This window comes from Allosphingosinicella indica, from assembly GCF_900177405.1.
GTDB lineage: Bacteria > Pseudomonadota > Alphaproteobacteria > Sphingomonadales > Sphingomonadaceae > Allosphingosinicella > Allosphingosinicella indica.
In genome coordinates, this window is record NZ_LT840185.1 from 2,694,551 (window position 1) to 2,712,467 (window position 17,917).

The 17,917-nt window shown below is 66.2% G+C and carries 18 protein-coding genes; 8 read left to right on the forward strand and 10 right to left on the reverse strand.

Annotation, left to right across the window (positions count from 1 at the left end):
• Positions 1-4 precede the first annotated feature (4 nt).
• The 8 genes from otsA to B9N75_RS13370 form a co-directional block, all read right to left on the reverse strand.
• A complete protein-coding gene (otsA, locus tag B9N75_RS13335) occupies positions 5-1,390 on the reverse strand; it encodes an alpha,alpha-trehalose-phosphate synthase (UDP-forming) (protein WP_085219705.1) in 1,386 nt (461 codons plus the stop codon).
• Complete coding sequence (locus B9N75_RS13340; protein ID WP_085219232.1) at positions 1,387-3,177, reverse strand: glycoside hydrolase family 15 protein; 1,791 nt, start codon at positions 3,175-3,177, stop codon at positions 1,387-1,389. The genes otsA and B9N75_RS13340 overlap by 4 nt, the downstream gene beginning before the upstream one ends.
• On the reverse strand, positions 3,174-3,911 hold the full coding sequence (gene otsB / locus B9N75_RS13345; RefSeq protein ID WP_244552362.1) for a trehalose-phosphatase: 738 nt from the start codon (positions 3,909-3,911) through the stop codon (positions 3,174-3,176). Before otsB ends, B9N75_RS13340 begins: the two co-directional genes overlap by 4 nt.
• Before the next feature lie 24 nt (positions 3,912-3,935).
• Positions 3,936-4,424 (reverse strand): SH3 domain-containing protein, encoded by a 489-nt coding sequence (locus B9N75_RS13350; RefSeq protein WP_085219233.1) that lies wholly within the window; start codon positions 4,422-4,424, stop codon positions 3,936-3,938.
• 91 nt (positions 4,425-4,515) lie between these two features.
• Positions 4,516-5,922: an NAD(P)H-dependent flavin oxidoreductase gene (locus B9N75_RS13355; RefSeq protein ID WP_085219710.1), complete on the reverse strand. Its 1,407-nt coding sequence runs from the start codon at positions 5,920-5,922 to the stop codon at positions 4,516-4,518.
• A gap of 60 nt (positions 5,923-5,982) precedes the next feature.
• Complete coding sequence (locus B9N75_RS13360) at positions 5,983-7,122, reverse strand: glycosyltransferase (RefSeq protein ID WP_085219234.1); 1,140 nt, start codon at positions 7,120-7,122, stop codon at positions 5,983-5,985.
• A 53-nt stretch (positions 7,123-7,175) separates the two neighbouring features.
• Positions 7,176-7,445 (reverse strand): hypothetical protein, encoded by a 270-nt coding sequence (locus B9N75_RS13365; RefSeq protein ID WP_085219235.1) that lies wholly within the window; start codon positions 7,443-7,445, stop codon positions 7,176-7,178.
• Positions 7,442-7,999, reverse strand: coding sequence for a hypothetical protein (locus tag B9N75_RS13370; RefSeq protein WP_085219236.1), 558 nt, complete (start codon positions 7,997-7,999; stop codon positions 7,442-7,444). The genes B9N75_RS13365 and B9N75_RS13370 overlap by 4 nt, the downstream gene beginning before the upstream one ends.
• A 281-nt stretch (positions 8,000-8,280) precedes the next feature.
• Here B9N75_RS13370 and B9N75_RS13375 point away from each other — a divergent pair, with 281 nt between their 5' ends.
• Together B9N75_RS13375 and B9N75_RS13380 are read left to right on the forward strand one after the other, a co-directional pair.
• Positions 8,281-9,399: a DUF47 family protein gene (locus B9N75_RS13375; protein WP_244552363.1), complete on the forward strand. Its 1,119-nt coding sequence runs from the start codon at positions 8,281-8,283 to the stop codon at positions 9,397-9,399.
• An 11-nt stretch (positions 9,400-9,410) separates the two neighbouring features.
• Positions 9,411-10,415 (forward strand): inorganic phosphate transporter, encoded by a 1,005-nt coding sequence (locus B9N75_RS13380; RefSeq protein ID WP_085219237.1) that lies wholly within the window; start codon positions 9,411-9,413, stop codon positions 10,413-10,415.
• Here B9N75_RS13380 and B9N75_RS13385 read toward each other — a convergent pair whose 3' ends face one another.
• Positions 10,416-11,285, reverse strand: coding sequence for an alpha/beta fold hydrolase (locus B9N75_RS13385; protein WP_085219238.1), 870 nt, complete (start codon positions 11,283-11,285; stop codon positions 10,416-10,418).
• Between the two features lie 37 nt (positions 11,286-11,322).
• Here B9N75_RS13385 and B9N75_RS13390 point away from each other — a divergent pair, with 37 nt between their 5' ends.
• Positions 11,323-12,783: a protein adenylyltransferase SelO family protein gene (locus tag B9N75_RS13390; protein WP_085219239.1), complete on the forward strand. Its 1,461-nt coding sequence runs from the start codon at positions 11,323-11,325 to the stop codon at positions 12,781-12,783.
• A gap of 72 nt (positions 12,784-12,855) precedes the next feature.
• Positions 12,856-14,289 (forward strand): succinylglutamate-semialdehyde dehydrogenase, encoded by a 1,434-nt coding sequence (gene astD, locus B9N75_RS13395; RefSeq protein ID WP_085219240.1) that lies wholly within the window; start codon positions 12,856-12,858, stop codon positions 14,287-14,289.
• A 7-nt stretch (positions 14,290-14,296) separates the two neighbouring features.
• Here the strand turns inward: astD and B9N75_RS13400 are convergent, their stop codons facing one another.
• A complete protein-coding gene (locus tag B9N75_RS13400; protein ID WP_085219241.1) occupies positions 14,297-15,808 on the reverse strand; it encodes a replicative DNA helicase in 1,512 nt (503 codons plus the stop codon).
• Between the two features lie 104 nt (positions 15,809-15,912).
• On the opposite strand from B9N75_RS13400, the gene B9N75_RS13405 reads away from it, so the two are divergent.
• The 4 genes from B9N75_RS13405 to B9N75_RS13420 all read left to right on the forward strand — a co-directional run bounded on the left by B9N75_RS13405 (position 15,913) and on the right by B9N75_RS13420 (position 17,750).
• Complete coding sequence (locus B9N75_RS13405; protein WP_085219242.1) at positions 15,913-16,374, forward strand: UPF0262 family protein; 462 nt, start codon at positions 15,913-15,915, stop codon at positions 16,372-16,374.
• A 64-nt stretch (positions 16,375-16,438) separates the two neighbouring features.
• Positions 16,439-16,993 (forward strand): dCTP deaminase, encoded by a 555-nt coding sequence (gene dcd, locus B9N75_RS13410; protein WP_085219243.1) that lies wholly within the window; start codon positions 16,439-16,441, stop codon positions 16,991-16,993.
• On the forward strand, positions 16,990-17,304 hold the full coding sequence (locus B9N75_RS13415) for a hypothetical protein (RefSeq protein ID WP_085219244.1): 315 nt from the start codon (positions 16,990-16,992) through the stop codon (positions 17,302-17,304). Before dcd ends, B9N75_RS13415 begins: the two co-directional genes overlap by 4 nt.
• Positions 17,277-17,750 (forward strand): DoxX family protein, encoded by a 474-nt coding sequence (locus B9N75_RS13420; RefSeq protein WP_425292399.1) that lies wholly within the window; start codon positions 17,277-17,279, stop codon positions 17,748-17,750. Before B9N75_RS13415 ends, B9N75_RS13420 begins: the two co-directional genes overlap by 28 nt.
• The last annotated feature ends 167 nt before the right edge of the window (positions 17,751-17,917 follow it).

The following is a 17,917-nucleotide window of genomic DNA, read 5'->3' on the forward strand; positions in this document are numbered from 1 at the left end:
CGGGTCAGGCGGCCACCTTGACCCCTTCGAGCGCCGCGACGAAATCGCGCCGCCAGGCGACGACGTCGTCGCGCTTGACGCTTTCGATGAGCGCATTCCAGCGGCGGATGCGCTCCTCCCGCGGCATTTCGAGCGCCGAGCGGATCGCGTCGGACAGCTCGTCCTTGCTGTAGGGATTGATGATGATCGCCTCGCGAAGCTGGTGCGCGGCGCCCGCGAAGCGCGAAAGGATGAGGACGCCGGGATCGTCGGGGTTTTGTGAGGCGACATATTCCTTGGCGACTAGATTCATGCCGTCGCGCAAGGGGGTGACCAGCGCGACATCCGCAGCGCGGTAGAAGCCGGCGAGCGCGGCGCGGCCATAACCCTGGTTGACATAGCGGATCGGCACCCAGTCGACATGCGCGAACTCGCCGTTGATGCGTCCGCTCAATTCGTCGAGCCGCTCACGGATAGCTTCATAAGCGTGGACTTCGCCGCGCGAGGGCGGCGCAATTTGGAGCAAGGTCACATTGCCGCGCCAATTGTCATTCTCTTCCAGGAAGCGGCGGTAGCCGTTGAACCGTTCCTCGATGCCCTTCGAATAATCGAGCCGGTCGACGCCGATGATGACCTTCTTGAGTTCAGCAGAGTCCTGAAGCGTCGCGCAGGCCTCGGCGGCTTCCTGACTGGCGGCGGTGTCGGCGAAATCCTTGTAATCGACGCCGATCGGAAAAGCCGCGGCCCTGAGTGTGCGATCGCCGACACGGACAGTGCCGTCGGGGTCCACGGTGCCGCCAAGCTCCTCCTCGATATAGTGGCGGAAAGAGAGCAACCATTCCTCGGTCTGAAAGCCGATGAGATCATAGGCTAGCATTGAGCGCACCAACCGCTGGTGAAACGGCAGCGCCGTCAGGAGGCGCGCCGGCGGCCACGGCGTGTGCAGGAAGAAGCCGATCCGGTTCTTGAGCCCGCGTTGGCGAAGCTGCTGGCCGAGCGGGATGAGATGATAATCGTGCACCCAGACGAGATCGTCGGGCTCGATCAGCGGCGCGACCGTCTCGGCAAAACGCTCGTTGACCCGCTCGTAGCCGCTGCCGAAACTGCGGTCATATTCGGCGAGATCGATGCGATAGTGAAAGAGCGGCCACAGCGTCTTGTTGGCATAGCCGTTGTAATATTCGTCGACGTCCTGCCCTTCGAGGTCGATCGTCGCAGTGGTCACGCCCTCGTGCCGCTGCAGATCGATGTGGCCGGTGAAATGATCGGTCATGCCGCCCGACCAGCCGAACCAGATGCCGCGATATTCACGCAGCGCCGCGGCGAGCGCGACCGCAAGCCCGCCCTGCGATCCGCCGCTTTGGCCCTTGGGCGCCGAGACGCGGTTGGAAATGACGATCAGGCGGCTCACCGTATCGCGCTCCACGGCCGGGAGAGCAGCCCGGCGCAATTGATCAGGCCGACGAGCGAATAAGTCTGCGGATAATTGCCCCACAGTTCGCCGGTCGTGAAATCGGTGTCCTCGGATAGCAGCCCGGCGGGGGTGCGCCGCTCAAGCATGTTAAGGTAAAGCGCCCGCGCTTCCTCCTCGCGGCCGACGAGATGCAGCGCCTCGATCAGCCAGAAGGTGCAGAAGTTGAACGCGGTTTCGGGCAGGCCGAAATCGTCCTCCGCGGCATAGCGCAGCATATGTTCGCCGCGCCGCAGCCCCTTCTCGACCGCGGCGAAGGTGGCGAGGAAGCGGGGATCGTCGCGGCCGAGGAATTGCATGTCGATGAGCTGGAGCAGGCTCGCGTCAAGCTCGTCACCGCCAAACGTAGCCGCGAACCGCTCCTCGCCGGCGTGCCAGGCCTTCTCCTCGATGACGGCGCGCACTTCGTCGGCACGCTCGCGCCAGTAGGAGGCGCGCTCGTCCAGGCCCATCGCGTCCGCCGCCTTGGCGAGCCGGTCGCACGCCGCCCAGCACATCACCGAACTGTAGGTGTGGACGCTGGTGCGCGTGCGGAATTCCCATAGCCCCGCATCGGGCTGGTCATACATCTCGAACGCGCGCGCTCCGACCCGCTCCAGCGCCGTGAAATCGTCGGTCGTTGCCTTGCGCAATAGCCGCTCGTCGAAGAAAGCTTGGACGTTGGAAAGGACGATCTGGCCATAGGCATCGTGCTGGATCTGGGTGTAGGCGGCGTTGCCGACGCGCACCGGGCCCATGCCGCGATAGCCCGCCAGCCCTTCGGCCACCCACTCCTCCAGCTTCGGATCGCCATTGACGGTGTAGAGCGGCTGGATGTGGCCGCCCTGCGCCTCGTCGACGATGTTGCGCAGGTAGGAGAGGTAATTCTCCAGCACGTCGAGCGCGCCCAGCCGGTTGAGCGCCTGGACGGTGTAATAAGCGTCGCGGATCCAGCAGTAGCGATAGTCCCAGTTGCGGCCGGAACTCGCCGCCTCCGGAATCGAAGTGGTCATTGCGGCGACGATCGCGCCAGTCTCCTCATGCTGGCAGAGCTTGAGCGTGATCGCGGCGCGGATCACGACCTTCTGCCACTCCAAAGGAATGGCGAGGCCGCGCACCCACAGCCGCCATTCGTCCGACGTCTGGTGAAGCATTGCCGCAAGCGTATGGCCGACATTGCCGACGAACGGCTCGTCGGGTCCGAGAAAGAAATGATGCGCCTTCTCGACCCGGAACGCGCGCCCTTCGAGAACGTGGCCGATCGGCGCGTCCGTGGTGAGGCGAAGCGGCTGGGGCTTGAGCAGATAGCGGATGTGGTTGGTGCCGTTGGTCCGCTCGGCCGCTTCCGATCCCCAATTCTTCGCTGGATTGAGCCGCACGCGCATCCGCGGCGCGCCCGAGACGGGGCGGACAATGCGGACGAACGCCACCGGCCGATACATCCGGCCGGAGCGCGGAAAGCGCGGGCAGAAGTCGAGTATTTCGATCGCGCCGCCATCGGTGTCGGTGATCCGCGTCGAGAGGATTGGCGTGTTGCCGAGATAGCGCTGCTCGACCTTGTCCTGATTTTCGAGCGTGATGCGCCATTCGCCGAGCGCACTCTCGCCGTCGCTGCGCGGCTCGAGCAGGCCGCAGAACAGAGGGTCGCCGTCGATCCGCGGCGCGCAACCCCAGACGAAGGTGCCCGTGTCGTCGATCAGCGCGCTCACCTGGCAATTGCCGATCGGCCAGAGCGACAGGTTCCTCATCTTGCTCCCTCTTCAAGCCAGGCCGCTACCGCCGCGACATCGGCGAGACGCCAGCGCGCCGCGGTCTTGCGCGGCGGACCGACGAGTATGCCGGCGCCGTTGATCGACGCGGCTGCGGCGAACGCGTCTTCATCGGTAAGATCGTCTCCCACGAAGAGAGGACGCGCGCCCGCGAACTTCGGTTCCCTCATCAAGCGGCGAAGCGCAGCGCCCTTGTCGGCCCCGCGCGGGCGCAGCTCTGCCACCATCTTGCCGCGCTGGAGGACGAAGCCGTCGCCCTCGGCCAGCTCGGTCATCAGAGCGATCACGGCATCCTGGGCCTCAGGCACGCGGCGATAGTGGACGGCGATACCAGCCGGCTTTTCTTCGACGATCAGCAAGGGAAAACGCGTAGCCAGCGCACGCACTGCGATCCGCGCGGCGGACAGCGATTCCGGCGTCTCGACTGGGAGCGACGTGCCGTCGCCCAGGCGCAGCTCGGCACCGTGCGAGCCGGAGACAGCGAAGCCGCGGCAATCGAGATGGCGTTCGAGATCGGCGAGCGCGCGGCCCGAGATGATCCCGATGCGTCCGTCGAGTCGTTCTCCCAGCCGGGTCAGCAGGCGCGGCAGATGATGCGGCACCGAAATCGCGTCGGGCGCTTCGGCAAGCTCGACGAGCGTCCCGTCGAAATCGAGGAACAGCGCCACGTCGGGCGCAAGCGGCGGTGGGGGGGAGAGATCGGTTATTGGCACGAAGCAGACAGAAGCGTCAGACCCTCAATCGAGTTCCTCGCCCGGCTTCAGACCGTAAAGATTGCGTGCCTCGATGAAGCCCGCCTTGCCTTTCACGTCGAGCCGGCACCAGCCCGCCTTGCAGCGGCTGATCCGGCCGACGACGCCAGGCTGCACGCGATAGGCGACAGGCGCGCCGGCCTCCGGCTTCTTGTGCATCGTGAGTTCGCCCGATCCCTGCACGATGGCGGTGCGCGTGTCGCTCAACAGGTTGACGAGCATCCAGCCCTCGGTGCCGCCCGGATCGCGGATCTTGCGCCAATTGGGGTAGACTTCGATCACCTCGATGGGGAGATCGGCGCGCTGGTAGAGCCAAGTGGCGGGAAAGTTGCGTCCCGGGCCGGTGCGCATCAGCGCCTTGCCCGCGGAGATCGAAGCCCAATAGGGCGTCTTACGCTTTTCCTGCGCTGCCGCCGGCATCGCGGCCAGCGCCACCGCGGTGATTGCGGCAGCAAGCATCGCGGGCCTCAACATGACGTGCCTCCCCTCGCGGTCCACGCGCCAGCCATAGGCCCGCAACCCGCGTCTGTTCAACCGGTGTGGACGATATGTCCCGGCGCTGGACTCAGTCGCCGGTCAGGATGCGGTCGACGAGCTGCTTCACCGTCGGCACGAATCCGTTCGAGTAGAAGGGATCCTTGCGGAAGCGGAACGCGGCGTGGCCCGCGAACATGAGATTCTCCTCGACCGGCCCGCCGTGCGCGATGTCCTGCAGCGTCTTCTGGATGCAGAAGCTGCGCGGATCGGCGAGACGGCCGGTCGAGTTCTTCTCGTTGTCCGCCCAGGACGAAAAGGCGCACTGGCTGAGGCAGCCCATGCAATCCGCCTGGTCCTTGCGGATGATCGTCTTTTCCTCGGGCGTCACGAAGACGAGCGTTTCGTCGGGCGTCTTCACCGCCTCGGTGAAGCCCTGCGCGTACCATTCGCGTGCGTGGAGGAGATCGCCGCGCGTTACCCAATGGTTCTTCTTGGTGCCGATGCCGACGTCGAGCTCGAACGCATGGTCGCCGAGCGATTCCTTGGTGAATGCAATCTGGCGGTGCGAGCGTGCCTCGAGATTGCGCAGGAACGGATTGCGGACCGCGGAGGAATAAAAGCCGGTCGGCGAGAAGCGGTGGAGCAGCACGTCGCCCTCCTCCAGCGTCATCAGCCGCGCCTTCCAATCATCGGGGATCGGGCTTTCCTGGGTGAGCAGCGGCCGGGTGCCGAACTGGAAGGCGATCTGGCCGAGCTCCGGATTGTCGATCCAGTCGTTCCATTCCTTGAGGTTCCAGACGCCGCCCGCCATGACGATCGGGACTTCGTCGGAAATGCCGCCGGCGCGCATCGCATCGCGCAGCGCCTTGACGCGCGGATAGGGATCCTGCGGCTGGAGTGGGTCTTCGGCATTGGACAGACCATTGTGGCCGCCCGCGAGCCAGGGATCCTCGTAGACCACCGCCGCGAGCCAGTCCGCGGCCTTCGAATAGGCGCGTTTCCAGAGCGCGCTGAACGCGCGTGCGGAACTGATGATCGGCAGATAGTTGACGCCGTAGGAGGCGGCGATCTCGGAGAGCTTGTAGGGCATGCCCGCGCCGCAGGTGACACCCGCAACGAGACCCTTTGTCCGTTCGAGAACGCCGTGGAGCACGCGCTGCGCACCGCCCATTTCCCATAGCACGTTGATGTTGATCGCGCCCTTGCCGCCGGCCATGTCATAGGCGCGGCGCACCTGCTCGACTGCGCCGTCGACGGCGTAGCGGATCAGCTCCTCGTGCCGGTCGCGCCGGGTGAGCGCATTGTAGACCTGCGGCACGATGCGGCCTTCCGGATCGTAGCTGTCGGCGTTGACGGCGGAGACGGTGCCGATGCCGCCGGCCGCGGCCCACGCGCCCGAACTCATGTGATTGGTCGCCGATACGCCCTTGCCGCCCTCTACGAGCGGCCAGACTTCGCGGCCAGCGTAGCGGATGGGCCTCAGACCCTTGAACATCATGCCTCCGAATTGACGAAAGCCCGTCTATAGGCACGACGAGGCGTTAGCGCAAAAAGATCAGCCGCGCGGCCGATACAACGCGCCGGGGCGGCTGATCGCTCCCTCGTAAAGCGCGGCATAATCGCGGATCATCGCATCCTCGTCATGCTCCGCGACAGCGCGCGCGCGATTAGCGGCCCCGATCGTCCGGCGCAGATCGCGCCGCTCGGCGAGCGTGCGGAGCGCAGCCGCGAAACCGGCCTCGTCTTCGGGCGCGACGATCAGCGGGCGATTGTCGTCCGCGACCATCGCGGGCACGTCGCCGACGGCCGTCGCGACCACCGGAAGGCCGGCCGCCATCGCCTCGATCAGCGAGATCGGCGCCTGCTCGCTGTCCGACGAGAGCGCGAAGATATCGAAATGACCGATCCAGCGGTGCGGATCGGCAAGGAAGCCGGGAAGCAGCACGCGGTTGCCGATGCCGAGCGCGCCCGCCTCGCGCGCGATCCGCTCCGCCTCCGGCCCCTCGCCGACGATGACGAGCCGCGCATCGGCGAGATCCGCGGCGGCGAAGCAGCGTACGAGGCGCGGAAGATTCTTGACTGCGCGGAGGCCCGCGACGGTGCCGACGACCAGCTCGCCCGGGCGACGCTCGAAGCCGGGGATCGCGCCCGGCTCGGGCGGCTGCGCATAACGGCCCACCGCAATGCCGTTTGCGATGAGCACGATACGCTCGGCAGGCTGCGCCCAGGCCGTGCGCGCGACCGTTTCGAGGCGCGCGGAGGGCACGACGAGGCGGTGCGTACCCGATAGCCCCAGCCGCCGGTAGAGGTTGCGGCGCGGCTTGAGCCGCGCGGCCTCGTCTTCGTTGAAACCGTCCTCGTGATGGATGAGCGGCGGGCCGCCGAAGAGATAGCGCGCCATCACCGCATCGAACGCGCCCCAATTGTAGCTGAGCACCAGATCGAAGCGTTTGAGATACCGCGAAAGGCGGAACAGCCGCGGCAGGCCCGGCATCCCGGTGAGCGGAGGCGCATCGTCAGGATATTGAGCGACGACACCCTGCGCCACCGCGTCGCGCGCCTCGAGACGATCGGGCATGGCGGAGAGGATGCTATGCTCCGCGGCATCGCCAAAGGCATTCATCAGGCGGGTCGCGCGCGCCTCCTTCCCGCCGAGCGAGAAGGTGGAATGGGCGTGGAGGATGCGCACGGGCATGGCCGCCTTATGCCCCGACGGGGCGGCGCCGTCATCCGTGGCCTGCCATTCCGTCAGTGCAGCAGATTCTCGCGATGCGCCTCGGCCATCTTCACTTCCTGCCAGAAGACGTCGAGGAGACCGCTGAGCTCGGCTATATGCGGCACGTCGTGGCGGCGGACGCAGCGATACTTCTTAGTGAGCATCGCGACTTCCGCGAGGATCAGCCGAGCCACCTCGCCATGGGCATCGAGCGAGGGGATGGCGTCATAGGCCTCGAAGGTCTCGGCGCGTTCGAGCGCATCCTTGTTGGCCACATCGAGTGTCTTGGTTTCGGGGGTCATGGCAGCAGCGGGTCCAAAAGCCCGAGCGCGAAAGCGATCGCGCCCGCGGCGAGGGTGAGAAGGAGGAGCGCGAAGAGGAAGCGAGGAACCCAGGACGAGAGCTCGGGTTCGGCCTGTTCCAGCGGGCGCACCGGCTCGGCGGCGATCACCTGATCGCGGCCAAGCTCGAGCGGCGGTTCCAAGTCCGCTCCGGTGCGCAGCGCGGGGCCGCTCTTGCCCCGCGCCAGAACGAGGCGATCGGCGACGACCGCCTTCTTTTGCTCGTCGACCCAGCGGCTCATTCGTCCGGAGTCGGCGGGCGGGGTCGCGGGGATCGATGCGACGAAATGACTGAGCTCGCGATCGAGGCCGACGAGGTCGTCCATCGCCGCCATCGTCTCGCGGCGGTCCCGCTTCTCCATCGCGAGCTGGAGCCGCATCACGTTCATGTTGCTGGCGCGCAGCAAGGTCATGCCGCGCGCGAGATCGGCGCCGTTGACCGCGCGTATCTGACTGCCCGGCGCCGAAAATGGATCGCGCCGCTGAAGCCCCGCCTGTTCCTGAACCATCGTCATCGTTCTTGCCCCTTGGCGACGGACCTACTCCGCCCGAATCGCCGCCTGACTATGGTTAACCCCGCTGCCGCACCGGCTGCGATAGGCCGGAGCCGAGCCGTTGCGGTCGCGAGACGAGAGCAGAATCTCGTGCTTTTTGCGCGACGAAGCGAGTCCGAACGGGCGTTGCCCAGCAATCCGCCCCCAATGATCCGCCCTTGCCGACTCACATCGAAAGATGCAGAGGCGCGGCCTTCGCGTGACGTTTTTGTTACGGACGCTTCTTTCCGGAGAGCCGCATCGTGATCCGCCAATATGGCGCGCTGGCCTATGAAGTGGCCGAAGGCGCCGAACCGCGCTTCCTGCTGACGACATCGCGGACGACGCGCCGCTGGATCATTCCTCGCGGCAATCCGATCCCCGGTCTCTCGCCCGCCCAATCGGCGGCCGAGGAGGCATTCGAGGAAGCTGGCATCACCGGACTCGTCTCGCCCGAGGAGATCGGCGCCTACAGATATGAGAAGAAACGGAAGAACGGGACGAGCGATACCGCGAACGTCCACGTCTTCGGCTTGCGTATCACCATCCAAAGCGGCCGATTTCCCGAGCGGCAGGAGCGAGAGACGCGCTGGTTCACCCGCGAGGAAGCGATCGCGGCCGTGGAGGAACCCGGGCTGAAGGACATCATCCGCACCTTCAACCCGGCGCCGCTGGCAGCGGGCCGCGTCCCGGTGGCGATGCTTTCCGCGCCGCCGCCTCCGCCTGCCCGCTTCCCGCTGCTCAAGTGGTTTCGGCGGGTGATGCCGCGCGAGGACGGCTTCTTCGAGATGTTCGCGGCGCACGCCACGACGATCGTGGGCGGCGCGGATGCGATGACGGCGATGCTGGGCGGTCAGACGAGTATCGAGGAGGGTAGCAAGCTCATCTTCGCTTATGAGGATCAGGCTGACGACGTCACGCGCGACGTGCTCCACGCGGTGCGCCGCAGCTTCATCACTCCGTTCGACCGCAGCGCGATCACGAAGCTCATCAACGCGATGGACGACACGATCGACGAGATGCAGCAGACCGCCAAGGCGATCACACTATACGAGGTGACGAGCTTCGAGCCGCCGATGTGCGAGATGGCGGCGCTCGCCGGCCAAGCCGCGCGGCTCGTGACCGAAGCGATCCCGCTGCTCCGTTCGGTCGGCAAGAACGGCGGGCGGCTCGATCGCATCACCGGCAACATTGTCCATCTCGAAGGCGTCGGCGACGATCTCCACGCCAAGGGTCTGAAGACCGCCTTCCAGCAATATGGCGAGACGCGGCCGATGGCCTATTTCATCCAGCGCGAGATCTATAGCCATCTGGAGCGCGTGCTCGACGGGTTCGAGGACGTCGCGAACGAGATCCAGGGCATCGTGATCGATCACGCCTGAGCCGCCGCGCGATGGACCCGACACTCGCCTTTCCCCTGCTCGTCGCGCTGATCGGCGTCGCGCTGCTGTTCGATTTTCTGAACGGTCTGCACGACGCCGCCAATTCGATCGCGACCGTGGTCTCCACCCGCGTGCTACGGCCGCACATCGCGGTCGCCTGGGCCGCCTTCTTCAACTTCATCGCTTTCCTGTTCTTCGGCCTTCATGTCGCCGAGACCGTGGGCAAGGGGATCGTCGATGCGAGCGTGATCGACCCGTCGGTGATCTTCGGTGCGCTGATGGGGGCGATAAGCTGGAACATCATCACCTGGGCGGCGGGCATCCCATCGTCGAGCAGCCACGCGCTTATCGGCGGGCTGCTCGGCGCCGGCGTCGCCAAGGCAGGCCTGTCGGCGGTGATCTGGAACGGCGTCACCAAGACCACGGTCGCGATCTTCCTCTCCCCGACGCTTGGGCTGCTGCTCGCATTACTGCTCGTCCTGGCGAGCTCGTGGGTTTTTCGGCGGGTGAATGCGCCGTTCGCCGACCGCATCTTCCGCAAGCTGCAGCTCGTCTCGGCGGCGCTATACTCGCTCGGCCACGGCGGCAACGATGCGCAGAAGACAATGGGAATCATCGCGGTGCTGCTCTTCTCGCAGGGGCTGCTCGGCGACACCTTCTACGTGCCCTTCTGGGTGGTGATCTCGGCGCAGGCGGCGATGGGCCTCGGCACCTTGTTCGGCGGCTGGCGGATCGTCCACACGATGGGATCGAAAATCACCCGGCTGACCCCGCACCAGGGCTTCTGCGCCGAAAGCGGCGGCGCGATCATGCTCTTTTCGGCAACCTGGCTCGGCATTCCGGTCTCGACCACACACACGATCACCGGCTGCATCGTCGGCGTCGGCGCGGCGCGGCGCGCATCGGCGGTGCGGTGGGGCGTCGCCGGCAATATCGTCATCGCCTGGGTGGTGACGCTGCCTTCGGCGGCGCTGATCGGCGCGGGTTTCTACATGCTGACGACGCTCGTCGCCTGATCAGCCTGCGGCGGCGACCTTCGCCAGCAACCGGTCGATCGCCGCGACAGCCTCGGGCTCTTCCAACGTCGGCGCGTGGCCGACGCCGGGCACCGTCACCGCCTCCATCGCCGGGTTGCGGCGGATCATCTCTGCGACCGTCGCCGCGGTCAGCAGGTCCGACCGCTCCCCGCGCACGACCAGCGACGGAATGCCGTCCAGCCCTGCGAATGCCTGCCACAGATCGAACCCCGCGGGGCCCTGCGCGGGCGCCTTGAACGGTTCGGCGATGCGCATGTCGTAATCGAATACGATGCGGCCTTTGGAATTGAGCCGGCACACGCGCTTGGCGAAGGCCAACCATTGGTCGCGTGTCCAGCCCGGAAAGACGTCGCGCTGCGCTTCGGAGAAATAGCGGGCGGCGTGCATCCAGGTCGGCCAGTTCTGCGAGCGGCCGACGTAGCCGCGGATCCGCTCCAGCCCGCCCTCCTCCATCACGGGCCCGATGTCGTTGATCATCGCCCCCGCGATCCTGCCCCCGTCGTTCATCGACAGCAGCATGGTGATGAGCCCGCCGAGCGAAGTACCGAACATGACGAAGCGGTCGAGGCCCAACTCCGCGATCAGCGCCTCGATGTCAGCGACATAGGTGATCGGCATGTAGCTCATCGCGTCCTTGGCATGCTGGCTCTCGCCACGGCCGCGAAGCTCGATGCACAGCACCCGCCACTCGGGCGAGAGCCGCTCGGCCACCGCCGCGAAGTCGCGCGCGTTACGGGTGAGGCCGGGGACGCAAAGGATCGGTGGGCGCGTAGCGGGGCCGGGATAATCGCGATAGTGGAGCTTCAGCCCGTCGCTCGAGTTCCAGTAACCGTCGGACCAGTCCGCCATCTAACGCCCCTCTTCACGCGAAAGCCCCTATCGCCCGATGCGCGCCACCCCGCAACCATATCGCCCCGATCCCGCCATCCTCGAACTGGGCGACGCCTTTTACGATCGCGTCGAAGCAGCGGATTTTCCGCAGACGATCCTCCGCTTCCGCAATCAGCGCCATGCGGGGACGGTGGGACTCGGCGAGCTGACGGACGACGAGTGGCTCCAGCATTTTGGGCGGTTTGCGGCGCTGCCAGACAATCTGCCGGAGCCGCTGGCGCTTCGCTACCACGGCCATCAGTTCCGTGTGTACAACCCGGATATCGGCGACGGACGCGGCTTTCTGTTCGCACAGCTCCGCGACGCGCGGGATCGGCTGCTCGATCTCGGCACCAAGGGATCGGGCCAGACGCCCTATAGCCGTTTCGGCGACGGGCGGCTGACGCTGAAGGGCGGCGTGCGCGAAGTGCTGGCGACCGAGATGCTCGAGGCGCTCGGCGTCGAGACCAGCAAGAGCTTCTCGCTCATCGATACGGGCGAAGCGCTAGAGCGGGGTGACGAGCCCTCGCCCACCCGCTCGGCGGTGCTCGTCCGGCTGCAGCACAGCCACATCCGCATCGGCACCTTCCAGCGGCTTGCGATGCTCGACCAGCCGGAGGAGATGCGGCGGCTGACGGACTGGTGCCTGAAGCAATATTATCTCGACCGTCATCGCGAGGAGAAAAGCGACGAAGCAATCCAGGCGTCGGAGGCCGGAGCTGGATTGCTTCGCTCCGCTCGCAATGACGGAGAGCCTGCGGCGCGATTGCTGGGCCACGTCGTCAATGCGGCGGCGCGGCTTGCCGCTTCCTATATCGCGGCGGGCTTCGTCCACGGCGTGCTCAACAGCGACAATATCGCGATCACCGCGGAAAGCTTCGACTATGGGCCGTGGCGCTTCACGCCCTTCTGGGACGGCCATTTCACCGCCGCCTATTTCGATCACAACGGCCTCTACAGCTTCGGCCGCCAGCCCGAGGCAATCCACTGGGACGTCGCCCAACTGGCCCGCGCGCTGACGGCGATCGCCGATCCGGAAACGCTCCAGCCGCTGCTCGACGGATTTCCCGCAGCATTTCAGACGGCGTTGCGGGACACAGTGTTCGCGCGGCTCGGCATCGCGCCGCGGAACGAGGAAGCCGACGAGGCACTGCTTCTCGCCATCCAGACCGCGCTGGCCCGCCGCACCGTCGAGATCGACCGTTTCTTCTTCGACTGGCGCGGCGGCGCGTTGCGGCGGAGCGAGCCGACGTATGACGACGAGGCCTTCGCGGATTTACGCGCCGCGATCGGCGACTACACGTCCACCGGTTCGCTCGATCATGCTTATTGGTCCGACGCGGCGCCCTGCTCGATGCATATCGAGGAGGTGGAGACGATCTGGTCTCGGATCGACGAGGCGGACGACTGGTCGGCGTTCGAGGCCAAGATCGCGGGGATCCGGCGGATGGGCGACGCCCTGGCCGGCCGCGCGTGACGCGGCGACGCCGGGGGTGGCCTTTGTCCCGCCCATTTCCTACGTCATCTCCAGACCTGTAGCGGAGTAACCATGGCCGAAAGCCTGATCTCGACCGAACCGGCGACCGGCGCCGAGCTGTGGCGCGGTGCGATCGGCGATGCCGATGCCGAGGTGCGCACAGCGCGCGCCGCCTGGGGAAGCTGGGCCTCCAAGCCGCTCGCCGTGCGCGTCGAGACGCTACGCCGCTTCGCCAATGTGGTGCGCGCCGCCAAGGACGATTTCGCCGATCTCATCGCGCGCGAGACGGGCAAGCCTCTGTGGGAGGCGGGCACCGAGGTCGATGCCGTCGTCGGCAAGGTCGACATTTCAGTCTCGGCTTATTCCGAACGCACGTCGCAGCGCCGCATGGAGGGCGCGATGGGCGCGCGCGTCGCCGTCCGCCACAAGCCGCATGGCGTGCTCGGCGTGCTGGGCCCGTATAATTTCCCCGCGCATCTTCCCAACGGCCACATCGTCCCCGCGCTGCTCGCCGGCAATGCAGTGGTGTTCAAGCCCTCCGAGAAGACGCCCGCGGTCGGCGAACGGCTGGTGCGCTATTTCCACGAGGCGGGCGTACCCGAAGGCGTGGTGCGCTGCCTGATCGGCGGACCGGAGCAGGGCAAGTCGCTAGCGGGGCATCCGGGGCTCGACGGGCTTTTGTTCACCGGATCAGCCCGCGCCGGGATGGCGCTGCACCGGCAATTTGCCGAGACGCCGCACAAGATCCTTGCGCTGGAGCTGGGCGGCAACAACCCGCTCGTCGTCTGGCAGGCGCCCGATATCCACGCTGCCGCGGTGATCGCGGTCCAGTCGGCCTTCCTGTCGGCCGGCCAGCGCTGCACGGCGGCGCGGCGGCTGATCGTCGAGGACGGCAAGCACGAGCAGCTTGTGGAGACGATCCTGAAGCTGACCGACCGGATCATCGTCGATCATCCGCACGCCAATCCGGCGCCGTTCATGGGGCCGGTGGTGGACAATGGCGCCGCGGATCAGCTCCAGGCCGCCTACCTCGATCTCGTGCTCAAGGGCGGCAAGCCGCTGAAGCATCTCGAGCGGCCGGACGATGGCAAGCCGTTCCTCACTCCCTCTATTCTCGACGTCACCGGCGTCTCCGATCGCCCCGACGCCGAGCTGTTCGGCCCGGTGCTGCAGATCGTCCGCGTCGCCGATTTCGACGCCGCGCTCGCCGAGGCGAACAACACTCGCTTCGGCCTCGCCGCCTCGCTGATCGGCGGCAGCCCGCAGCTCTACGACCGCTTCTGGGCGAACGTCCGCGCGGGTGTCGTCAACTGGAACAAGCCGACCAACGGCGCGCCTTCTAGCGCACCGTTCGGCGGCGTCGGCATCAGCGGAAACCACCGCCCAAGCGCCTTCTACGCCGCCGATTATTGCGCCTATCCGGTGACGAGCAGCGAGGCCGAACAGGCCCGCGCGGCGATCGGCGTGGGCCTGCGCGATCCCTATGCGGAGAATGCGGGGGCGTAAGCGCCCGTTAGCCGCGCGCTTCGGGGAGGTAGCTCTCGTCGATATAGTCGGAGAATTTGGTGATCCGGCTGTCGAACTTGAGCTTCACCTTGCCGGTGGCGCCGTGGCGCTGCTTGGCGATGATCAGCTCGGAAAGGCCGTAGGCGCGCTCCATGTCTCGGGCCCAGGCTTCGTGCGCTTCGAAGGTCTTGGCGTCATCGCCGTCGATTGGCCGCTTGGGCTCGCGCGAGGCGACGTAATATTCCTCGCGGTAGACGAAGAGCACGATGTCCGCGTCCTGCTCGATCGACCCGGATTCGCGCAGATCGGAGAGCTGCGGGCGTTTGTCCTCGCGCTGCTCGACCGCGCGGCTGAGCTGCGACAGCGCGAGCACCGGAACCGACAGCTCCTTGGCCAGCGTCTTGAGGCCGCGGCTGATCTCGGAAATCTCTTGCACGCGGTTGGAATCGCCGCCCTTGCCGGTCCCCTGTAGAAGCTGGAGATAATCGACGACGATCAGCCCAATCCCCTTCTGGCGCTTCATCCGGCGCGCGCGGGTGCGCAGCGCCGCGATGGTGAGGCCGGGCGTGTCGTCGATGTAGAGGGGCAGACCCTCGAGTTCCGCCGCAGCGCGCGCGAGGCCGCGGAAGTCCTGCTGGCTGATCCGGCCCATGCGCAGGTTCTCGGAGCTGATCCCCGATTGCTCGGAGAGGATGCGGGTGGCGAGCTGGTCCGCCGACATTTCCAGGCTGAAGAATGCAACCGCGGCACCGGCCGACTTCTCCTGCGCGATGCCATCCTCCAGATCGCGGACCAGCCGCGTCGCCGCGTTGAAGGCAATATTGGTGGCGAGCGAGGTCTTGCCCATGCCGGGACGGCCGGCGAGGATCAATAAGTCGGAAGGGTGGAGGCCGCCGGTGCGGGTGTTGACCGTCTCCAGCCCGGTGGTGACGCCCGACAGGCCACCGCCGGTGCTGAGCGCCTTCTCGGCGAGCTGGACGGCCATGCGCGTCGCGACCGCGAAGCTCTTGACCGAGCCCTCGCCGCCGCCTTCCTCTGCGACACGGTAAAGCGCCGCCTCGGCATCCTCGATCTGGCTCTTGGGGTCGATGTCCTGGCTGGTATCCAGCGCACATTCGACCATCTCTCGCCCGACGCCGACCAAGGCGCGCAGCAACGCCAGCTCGTAGATTTGATCGGCGAAGTCGCGCGCGCCGATGATCGCCGCGCCCGATCCGGTGAGCTGCGCGAGCCAGGCGGGGCCGCCAAGCTGCTTCATCTCCTCGTCCGCCTCGAACATAGGCCTCAGCGTCACCGGCGAGGCGATCATATTCTTGTCGACCAGTTTCAGGATCGATTCGTAGACGCGGCCGTGCAGCGGCTCGAAGAAATGATCGGGGCGGAGCTTGAGCTGAATGTCTTCGGCCAGCCTGTTGTCGATCATCAGCGCGCCGAGCAGCGCGGCTTCCGCCTCGACATTATGGGGCAGCACGGGCGCAGGCGTTTCGGCGGATTCGACGACGGAGAAGGGAGTGGCCATGCGCTGCCCTTACGCGCTTCGGCCGCTGGCGGGAACGGCCGCGCGTGGGGAATGCGGGGATAAGTCGGCTTTCCCGCTCATGCTGCACCCGCTAACAAAGACGCATGGCCCGGATCATCGACATCGAGCTCGACGAGCGCAGCATCCTGCGCCGCAGCGACGATATCGAGCGCGAGAAGCGTGTCGCGGTCTTCGATCTTCTCGAAGACAACAGCTTTGCCGCCAATGGGCATCCAGGGCCGTACCGGTTGTTCCTGAGGATCGAGGAAGGGCGCCTAGCAATCGAACTCAAAGACGAGGACGGAGCGCCACTGGACACCATCCGTCTCGGCCTCGCGCGCTTCCGCCGACCGATCCGCGACTATTTCGCGATCTGCGATTCCTACTTCAAGGCAATCCGCGGCGACCGGCCCGAAGGGATCGAGACCGTCGACATGGCCCGGCGCGGGCTGCACAACGATGGCGCCGAGCTGCTCAGGGACGCGCTCACCGACCGGGTAGAGATGGACTTCGACACCGCGCGGCGCCTGTTCACGCTGCTCTGCGTGCTGCACATCAAGGCGTGACCTTGCCCTCGCCCGCCATTCCGGCGAAAGCCCGACCGGCAAAACAAGGGAATCGATCCGCGCAATGAGCATCATGTCCGACAAGTGGATCCGCGATCGGGCGACGCGGGATGCGATGATCGAACCGTTCGTTGATTCGCAGCGGCGCGAGGGGACAATCAGCTACGGCCTCTCCTCCTACGGCTATGACGCGCGCGTGGCGGACGAGTTCAAGATCTTCACCAACGTCGACAATGCGATCGTCGATCCGAAGGACTTCGCGCACAACAGCTTCGTCGATCGCAAGACCGACGTCTGCATCATCCCGCCGAACAGCTTCTGCCTGGCGCGAACGGTGGAATATTTCCGCGTACCGCACGACGTGCTGGTCATCTGTCTCGGCAAGTCGACCTATGCACGGTGCGGGATAATCGTGAACGTCACACCGCTGGAGCCGGGCTGGGAAGGCCATGTCACGCTGGAGTTCAGCAACACGACGCCCCTCCCCGCCAAGGTCTATGCCAACGAGGGCGCGTGTCAGTTCCTGTTTCTGCAGGGCAACGAGCCTTGCGAGACGACCTATGCCGACCGCGCGGGCAAATATATGGGCCAGCGCGGCGTGACGCTGCCCAAGCTGTGAGGGCGCTGTTCGGCGCCGCCACGCCGACCAAGGTCGTGAGCTATGCGCTGTTCGGCGGCGGTGCCGCGGCCGCGATCGGATCGCGGTTCATCGACGACGGCCGATCTTGGTGGCTGGGGCTTGGGCTAATCCTCATCGGTCTTTCGATGGTGCTTGATGCGATCCTGCCGGGCGGATCGGAGCTGAGCGACGAGCAGCAGGTGCTCGTCCGGCAGGTCGGCATCCCACAGCCGGCGAAAGCGCATAAGCTCCTCAGCCTGATCCTCGGCCTGCCGCTGACCGCATGGGGCGTCTGGACGATGCTCGGCTGAGCGTTGACGCGTTTCGCGTTCCGGCTAGCATCGCGTCGTCACAGGAGGGTCGGACGATGAACACCCGCCAACTGAACGCCTGGTCGCCGAAGATGCTGAGTATCCTGCGCATCGTCTCCGGTCTGATTTTTCTCGAGCATGGCACGCAGAAGCTCCTTGGTTTCCCGCCGGGCAAACTTGCCAACATCCCGATCAATAACATGGGCGCCTATGCCGGGCTCGTCGAATTCGCGTGCGGCGCGCTGATTGCGCTGGGATTGTTCACCAGGCCCGCGGCGTTCCTCGCTTCGGGCACGATGGCGGTCGCCTACTGGACCGCGCACGCGCCGCAGAATGCTTTCCCGGTCAACAACGGCGGCGACGCAGCGATCCTCTACTGCTTCGTCTTCCTCTATCTGGTGTTCGCCGGGCCCGGCGCATGGAGCGTCGACGGCCGGCGACGCTGACGGCCTAATTCGCCGCAAGCAGCTTAGCTCAAAGGAAAAAGGCGCCCCGGCCTGAGCCGGAGCGCCTTTTGGGTGATAGCCAGCTGGGGTGGGGGAGGGGCTGGTCTATCGTTGGGGTGCGGTGAGAACGTCCCTCCCCTGCCCCGGTTCCAGCTCACGGAATTTTT

What these genes read in the sequence shown, in the direction of transcription:
- B9N75_RS13350 (WP_085219233.1), bottom strand. Translation starts at nt 4,424, where the DNA reads ATGTTGAGGCCCGCGATGCTTGCTGCCGCAATCACCGCGGTGGCGCTG.
- dcd (WP_085219243.1), top strand. Translation starts at nt 16,439, where the DNA reads ATGAGCATCATGTCCGACAAGTGGATCCGCGATCGGGCGACGCGGGAT.
- B9N75_RS13405 (WP_085219242.1), top strand. Translation starts at nt 15,913, where the DNA reads ATGGCCCGGATCATCGACATCGAGCTCGACGAGCGCAGCATCCTGCGC.
- B9N75_RS13420 (WP_425292399.1), top strand. Translation starts at nt 17,277, where the DNA reads ATGGGGCGTCTGGACGATGCTCGGCTGAGCGTTGACGCGTTTCGCGTT.
- B9N75_RS13390 (WP_085219239.1), top strand. Translation starts at nt 11,323, where the DNA reads ATGCGCGCCACCCCGCAACCATATCGCCCCGATCCCGCCATCCTCGAA.
- B9N75_RS13385 (WP_085219238.1), bottom strand. Translation starts at nt 11,285, where the DNA reads ATGGCGGACTGGTCCGACGGTTACTGGAACTCGAGCGACGGGCTGAAG.
- B9N75_RS13355 (WP_085219710.1), bottom strand. Translation starts at nt 5,922, where the DNA reads ATGTTCAAGGGTCTGAGGCCCATCCGCTACGCTGGCCGCGAAGTCTGG.
- B9N75_RS13380 (WP_085219237.1), top strand. Translation starts at nt 9,411, where the DNA reads ATGGACCCGACACTCGCCTTTCCCCTGCTCGTCGCGCTGATCGGCGTC.
- B9N75_RS13360 (WP_085219234.1), bottom strand. Translation starts at nt 7,122, where the DNA reads ATGCCCGTGCGCATCCTCCACGCCCATTCCACCTTCTCGCTCGGCGGG.
- B9N75_RS13400 (WP_085219241.1), bottom strand. Translation starts at nt 15,808, where the DNA reads ATGGCCACTCCCTTCTCCGTCGTCGAATCCGCCGAAACGCCTGCGCCC.
- B9N75_RS13340 (WP_085219232.1), bottom strand. Translation starts at nt 3,177, where the DNA reads ATGAGGAACCTGTCGCTCTGGCCGATCGGCAATTGCCAGGTGAGCGCG.
- B9N75_RS13370 (WP_085219236.1), bottom strand. Translation starts at nt 7,999, where the DNA reads ATGACGATGGTTCAGGAACAGGCGGGGCTTCAGCGGCGCGATCCATTT.
- astD (WP_085219240.1), top strand. Translation starts at nt 12,856, where the DNA reads ATGGCCGAAAGCCTGATCTCGACCGAACCGGCGACCGGCGCCGAGCTG.
- B9N75_RS13365 (WP_085219235.1), bottom strand. Translation starts at nt 7,445, where the DNA reads ATGACCCCCGAAACCAAGACACTCGATGTGGCCAACAAGGATGCGCTC.